3 protein-coding genes are annotated in these 6925 nt (G+C 67.1%); all 3 read right to left on the bottom strand.

What is annotated here, in order from left to right; translation table 11 throughout:
- Nucleotides 1-139: 139 nt before the first annotated feature.
- Nucleotides 140-4738, bottom strand: a complete 4599-nt coding sequence (locus tag ACFYX3_RS23915) for an NPP1 family protein (protein WP_389016739.1) — start codon at nucleotides 4736-4738, stop codon at nucleotides 140-142.
- Nucleotides 4739-5274: 536 nt separating this feature from the next.
- Nucleotides 5275-6092 (bottom strand): IS5 family transposase gene (locus ACFYX3_RS23910; protein WP_389016736.1). Its coding sequence is split into 2 segments (ribosomal slippage): nucleotides 5275-5750 and nucleotides 5750-6092, totalling 819 coding nucleotides; the frame shifts between segments, so codons are not numbered across the junction.
- 39 nt (nucleotides 6093-6131) lie between these two features.
- Nucleotides 6132-6725: an SMI1/KNR4 family protein gene (locus ACFYX3_RS23905; protein ID WP_389016733.1), complete on the bottom strand. Its 594-nt coding sequence runs from the start codon at nucleotides 6723-6725 to the stop codon at nucleotides 6132-6134.
- Nucleotides 6726-6925 lie beyond the last annotated feature (200 nt).

Here is a 6925-nt window from a genome sequence, read left to right as displayed (position 1 = left end):
GTTCACACACGCCGCCCCCGGGGGCCCCCCCCCCCGTAGGCACCCCCGCGGCCCCCCCCCGCCCCCCCCCCGGGGGGGGGCCCCGGGGGGCCCCCCGGGGGCCCCCCCCGCCACGGGCAACCGTCTCCCTGGCCGGTCGTCAGCCGCGCGTCATCGCGAAGACGTGCAGCGTGGGCCTGTCGGGAGCGGCCGCGGTGCCGACGTCGGGCAGTTGGACACTGACCGGTGTCTTGCCGGACTGCAGTGCCACACTCACGTAATAGACGTAGCCGGCATGGTCGTACCTCTGGTTGTTCCGGCGGTTCTGGTACGCCGTGCTGATGGCGACGTCACCGGTACCGCCGAACCAGTCCTGGCCGCTCAGGGTGAACTGCTGGCTGGTGCCGTCCGAGTAGTGAATGGTCGCGGTGCCGCCTGCGGGGCCGTAGCTCGAATCGACGAGGAAGCCGAGTGTGCCCCCGCGGGTGCCGTTGATCGCCACGGTCTGGCCGGAGGAGACAACGTTATCCAGGCTACCGGTGGTGACCGTGCCCGTGGTCGCGTTGCCGCCGGCGGTGGCGGGCCAGACGAAGTCGAGCCCGTTGTGGGAGACCTTCGATCCCGCGGTCACGCCGGCCGCGCTGAGCGCCTGTGCGGAGAGGCTGCTGCCCCATCCGTCGAGATCACCCACATTGGTCGCGGTGTCCTGGGTGACGGCCACACTGTTGAAGGCGGACGCGAGGTCGTCCACAGCGTTGCCGAGCCCCATGGCGTAGACATGCAGCGACGGCGTCCCCTCGGTCGCAGCGGAACTGACGTCGGGCAGCTTGACGCTGACCGGTGTCTTGCCGGACTGCAGGGGCACACCGACGTAGTGGACGTATCCGGGAGCGTCGAACTTCTCGTTGCCCTGACGGTTCTGATACGCGGAGCCGACGGCGACCTCACCGCTCGCGCTGAACCAGTCGGGGCTGCTGAGGCCGAACTCCTTGCTCGACCCGTCCTTGTAGTACACGGTGCCGGTGCCCCCTGCGGGGCCGTAGCTGGCCGAGACCAGGAAGCCGAGCGTGTCACCCGTGCCGCTGACCGCGATGGTCTGACCGGAGGCGACCGTGTTGTCCGGCTGCCCGGCGCCGGCCGCGGCGGGCCAGCTCAGGGCGACCCCGTCGTGGGCGATCGTGGAACCCGGCGTCACCCCGGACGCGGCGAGCGCCTGCGCGGAGAAGGTGGCCCCTCCGCCGTCGATGTCACCGGCGTCGGTAGCGGTGTCCTGCGTGACCGACACATTGTTGAAGGTGGAGGCCAACGAAGGTGCGGCCGGTCCGGGGGTGGGAGCGGGCACCTGCTCGGCGATGCCGTCGAGGTAGTGGATGCCCGCGGTGACGCTGAGGCCCACCAGGTGCTGTGCGTCCATCCTGGCCCACTCCTTGGAGATCAGCTGGGCCAGTTGTGGCTTCCCTTCCTTGTTGGCGGCGGTGACCATCGCCTCCATGAGGGCGTTGGCCGAGTCGACCTGGTGCTGGGTCATGATCACCGTGTCGGCCTGGTCCGTGCCGACCGCCTTGAACACGGGCGTCCAGTCCTGGATCGTCTGCACGAACTGATCCAGCAGCGGTCCACTGAGACTCAGCGTGGCGTCGACATCGTCCCTGTTGTCGAGGAAGAGCTTCTCGTAGTAGACGACAGCGGGCGACTGGGAGACTGCGCCTGTCTCGTACATGTGGATCAGCGAGCCGGCCACGTCCTCGAGCGAGGCACCGTCGGCCGACAGTGCCGCGGAATTGTCGTAGACCTGCTCCAAGGTCAAGCACGAAATGGTGATTCCGCCGGCGCAGCCCTCAGGCCGCGGGTCCGGGGTGCTCGACGTGATCCCGACCTCATTCGTCCAGACACTGTTGGTGACGGAAGCCTGACGGGACGACGGGCCGTAGAGGTCGGAGGCAGCGGTCACCATGGCCGTCTCGGCGTCGGCGAACGTCGACGTCGGGGAAAGGTACTGCGTCAGAGCCCTCCACAGGATGGCGGTGGTGGTATCGGGGTCCATGAGAACGGACATGCGGTAGAACGCGTAGTTCGGAATTCCGCTGTTGGTGTGCACGCCACCATGATCGAAACACGTCTCGGAGTACGCGCTCATGTGCCTCGGATCACCGTAGGCAGTGGGGTCGGCCATGGACCGAATGGCCCCCAGGGCCTTCATGTCGGAACCCACCAGCCAGTCGTTCTTTCCCTTCGCCGCTCGCTCGGTCATTTCACCGAAGAAGTCGGAGATGCTCTCGTTCAGAGCCCCGGACTCGAACGCGTACTGGAGACCCGCGGTGTTCTGGGTGACGCCGTGCGTCATCTCGTGGCCGGAGACGTCCTGCGACAGCATGCCGTCGCCGTACGTCATGGACGAGCCGTTCCAGAACGCGTTCTTGAAGTTCGTGTCGTAGTGCACGTAGGACTTCAGCGCCATGCCGGCGCCATCGATGCTGTTGCGTCCGAACTTGTCCTTGAAGAACCTGTAGACCACGCCGCTCTGGTCGTACGCGTCGTTCGCGTCGGCGTCGTTGGTGGCCGGCCCGCCCTCTCCTCTGACCTGTACGGCTGCGGCAGAGTTTGTCTGGTGCTTCATGTCGAAGACCAGCCGATTCAGGGTCGTCTGCGGGTTGCCCGGGGAGCCGTCGTCACGGTTGTAGTCGAAAGGGAAAGCCGGAACGTCGTCGCAGAACTGGACTCCATCGGGCAAGTCATGGCATTCCTCGACCGTCGGGACGGCTCCGGCGAGGTTGCCCGCGAACGCCGAGTCCTTGGTACCCATCGTCGCGTGGCCGAAGTCCGCGCCGTAGAGCTTGTCCCTCAGCCCACCGGGGAAACCGTTGTAGGAGACGAGCGTCGGCCGCCGCCAGTTGTGGTAGTGGTTCTCCGGTGGCTCGTCGCCCGTGTTGGCGAAGCGGAAAGCGTGGGTGAAGCCGCCGTCCTTGTGGTAGACGATCTTGGGGTGGGTGCCGTCCCAGAGGACCTCGCCGGCCGGTCGGACTGCGTACCCGCCATGCGCGGACGCGGCCACGTACTGCGCCTTGTCGTCCTTCACCCAGACCGCGATGTGCTCCCAGTCGTGGACGTGTCCTCCGGCGTCGTCGGCGAGCTCGACCGCCACGTCCTTCTCGAAGTAGTAGTCATAGAGGTAGACACACCATCCGGAGTTGCACCGCTGCCGGGAGTACGCGTTGGTGTTGTCCAGATCGGACTGGTCCCGGCAGTAGGCCGAGGAGGTCGTGTTGTTGTGGTCCAGGCCCTGGGATATGGCCCCGTCCGGACCGATCGCCGGGACGTTGTAGCAGGCTTCGGTGTCGTAGTCGAGGGCCGGCGCCCACTTGAGGTCATTCGGGGTGGCGTTCTGCGGCAGGGCCCTCGGCGGGTCGGGAACCGCGGCCGCGGCCGTCTCGGTGAGGGGCTGGACGCCGGCGACGACGCCCTCGTGCAGAGCATCGACGAAGACCCGCTCGCTGAACCCGGCCTTGTCCATCACATCGATCTGCCAGGCCAGGGCCGAGGGACTCTTGAATCCCTGTCTCGCGGGACCGGGGTACACCACCAGAGAGGGATCCGTGGTTGTCCTGGCATGCTGCATGGTCTTGGCGGCGACGGCGACAGCGTCCTTCTGACTGACCGTCGGGACCGTCGAGTCCGGGGGGATCAGGTCGGGGCGCAACCCGTTGGTGACTGCGGTCACCGTCGTCTTGTCGCGGTCCAGGTGCACTCCCAGCCGGGCGTTGTACACCCGCACGCCGTCGATCGACTGGTCGTACCAGACATGCTGGGCGCCCTTCGGGTCGGGCAGCTGGACGCGGCCGGTGACCTTCGACAGCATGCCGTCGGTGTCCGCGACACCGAAAAGCTTCGCATGTGCGTGGAGCCACGCCGGAACGTCGCCCCCCGCCAGCCGGCTGCGCAGACCACCCAGCGTCGAGGGAGTACCCGTCTGCGGACTGTCGGCCACGTCGAGCTTGCGGCCGGTCTCACGCTGGAGCTCGTTCAGGGCGTCACGGACGCCTGAAGCCCGCCACTTCGGCAACGGCTTCGGATGCCCGGACGCCGCCCCCGCAGTACTCACGGACAGCGCCGAGGCGACCATCGCCACCACGGCCGTGACCACCGTCCCCCGCACGGCCCGCTGTCGCGCGGCCCGCACGTCCCGAACCGAACGCTGCCCCGCTGCGGGGTAGAAGCGCACGACGGCACCACCGACCGCCAGTGCCCAGCCGGCCGTCGCGACGACCGCCCAGACGGTCGACGTCGACAGCTCCATCGCCGCACCCGGGCCAGGGTCGCGGGTCGCCACCTGAGCGATACCCGCGAGGACGGCGTAGGAACCCGCCGAGGCGGCCAGCAACGACCACTTCGGGAGAGCGAGAACACGCGCCGCGGCGGCAACGAACCACCCGAGCGCGCCGGTACCGATCAGCGCGCCGATTCCGACAAGAAGCAGCGCGGAGCGCTGCTCAATCACCCAGGGGGCGGTGATCTGTCCCGAGAACGGCGCCATGTGCCACCGGACAGGAACCCCGGAACCGGCAACGAGTCCGGCCACGGTGCCCGAGAACTCCGGGGCGAGGTGCTTCGCCACGAGAACGTCGAGATAGGTACTGCTGTGCGCGATCACGACGCGCAGGGCGATCTGCACGGCGACCAGCGCCGTGGCCAGTCCGATTAAGCCGGCGACGAGCGCGGCACCGGCGATGTGCCAGCCTCTTCGGAGGAACTCTTGTCTCAACTGACTCTCCTGATGATGGCTCCGAACAGCTCGGAGCACGCCGAGTAGGGCAAGGCCCTAGGTGTGTCCTGATCTCTGCTGTCTGACCTGCAGATGAGAGGAGGTCGTCGCCAATCACTTGCAGCAGTTCGATCGGCAGAGACATCCGAGAATGGATGGTGCAGGGCAAGTTGGAACGTGCTCATCCACTCGAGGGCACAACCTACTCACATGTATGTCGTCGGTACAGAGGGGGTGGATTTTTGCTGGTGTGTCACCGGTCTGACAGGTGTGCGGGCTGGACGGAGTCGAAGTCCCTGTCGGCGGGGACGCGCTGACGGGATCACAGGGTGTGTAGGGCGGTTGGTCGACGATCGCCATGACGTGTGATGATTCCGAAGGGACGGGGACTCAGGTGTGGGCCGGGCGAGGCCGCGATCGAGGCGCTGATGGCCAGGCGGATGCCGAAGTCTGCTGCCGCGTTGGCGTGACGCTCCGAGGGCGAGCGGGACTCACGCTCGATCCCCTTTGCCTGACGAGTTGGCTAAGACCGTGTCCTATGTGGTGAGGCGGAGGAGTCGCTTGTAGCAGCAGATGGCTGCGGCGAGGCCGAGAAAGGCCGGGTAGTTGCGGGGATGACGTTCGTAGCGGTGGTTGAGCCGGCGGTAGCCGGTCAGCCAGGACATGGTCCGCTCGATCACCCACCTACGGCGGCCGAGCCGTTCTGAGGACTCGATGCCCTTGCGGGCGATGCGGACGCCGATGCGTTTGCCGCGGAGCCATTTCCGCAGCTCAGGTATGTCGTAGGCCTTGTCGGCGTGGAGGCGCTGGGGTTTGAGGTGACGGCCGCGGTGGGGGTCGTGTTTCGTTTGGTGACCGAGCACCATGGGCTTCAGGGCCTGGCTGTCGTGGGTGTTGGCGGCCGAGACGCCGACGAGGAGAGGCAGTCCGTTCGCGTCCGACAGGACGTGCATCTTGGAGCCCGGCTTGCCGCGGTCCACGGGGCTCGGACCGGTGAGTTCGCCCCCTTTTTCGCCCGGACGTGGGCGGAGCCGAGGACGGCTCGGGACAGGTCGAGCAGGCCGGCGTCGTCGAGGCGGTGCAGGATCTCCTCGTGCAGCCGGCCCCACACTCCGGCCCTGGACCAGATCAGGAACCGGCGATGGGCCGTGGACTTCGATATCCCGAAGCAGGGTGGCAGGGCCCGCCAGGCGCAACCGGACACCAGCACGTAGATGATCGCGGCGAACAGCGTCTCATCAGGCGTGTCCTGCGTCCCGCCGCCCTGCGGCCGCACCTTCGACGGCGGGATCAGCGGCCGCGCGATCTCCCACAACCCGTCCGGAACAATCCAACTCCATGTACCCCGCCCCATGACGAACCCAACGCCCGCCTCACCACATAGGACACGGTCTTACTGGGTGGCGGGTTCACCAGGGTACCGGTCCAAGCCCGCCTTCCAGCGACGTTGCTGCGTGAGCCAGTGCACGTAGCGTGGTGAGGCGTCGCGGAGACCGATGCTGATCGGGTAAGGGTCGAACTCGCCCAGGAGCAGCTTGCGGAGGAATTCGACCATGCCGCAGGAGAACAGCGTGAAGTCCTCACGGGTGTGGCGACCGCAGACCAGGATCGGCCAACGGTCGGGGTCGGGGTCGGTGGTCAGCCAGCACAGGATGTCCGCGCCGGAGGTGACACCCCAGGCGAGGATGTGGTCCGGGTTGATGTCGAGACCTTCCTGACCGTCCAGCATCTCCCAGGTGTAGCGAGCGTTCTCCGTCTCCTCCTCGAAGGTCCCGGGATCCCATTGGATGTACTCCTTCGGCAAGGGCATGAGGATGCAGACCTCCTCGAAGGAGCCGGCGCCCCACACGGACATGAAGGCCATGTAGTCCCGCGGGAACCGCGTGCCCCACCTCGCCTCCGCGGCCGCCCAGTCGATCCCCTCGTCAGTGCCGAGATCCGGAGGAAGAATCCTGGCCAGCGCTGCGATACCCGTCGGGTCTTCCATGGCAATCCCTTCGATCGGACCGCCGAGAGCCTACGAGAGCACACTGACAGCCAGCACGGTGGAGCCAGACGTTCCTGGCTGGGGCCCAACGCTTTCCAACAGGCCCTAGGAGCTGTACGGAGTTCGGATCTTCGTGAGGCTCGATGGTGTGCGGGCCTGGGCTGGTAGAACTCGCGTGTGGCGCGTTTTGATGTGACGGA

Source organism: Streptomyces sp. NPDC002463 (assembly GCF_042889835.1).
Taxonomy (GTDB): Bacteria; Actinomycetota; Actinomycetes; order Streptomycetales; family Streptomycetaceae; genus Streptomyces; species Streptomyces nymphaeiformis.
This window is presented reverse-complemented; position numbering and strand designations above follow the sequence as displayed.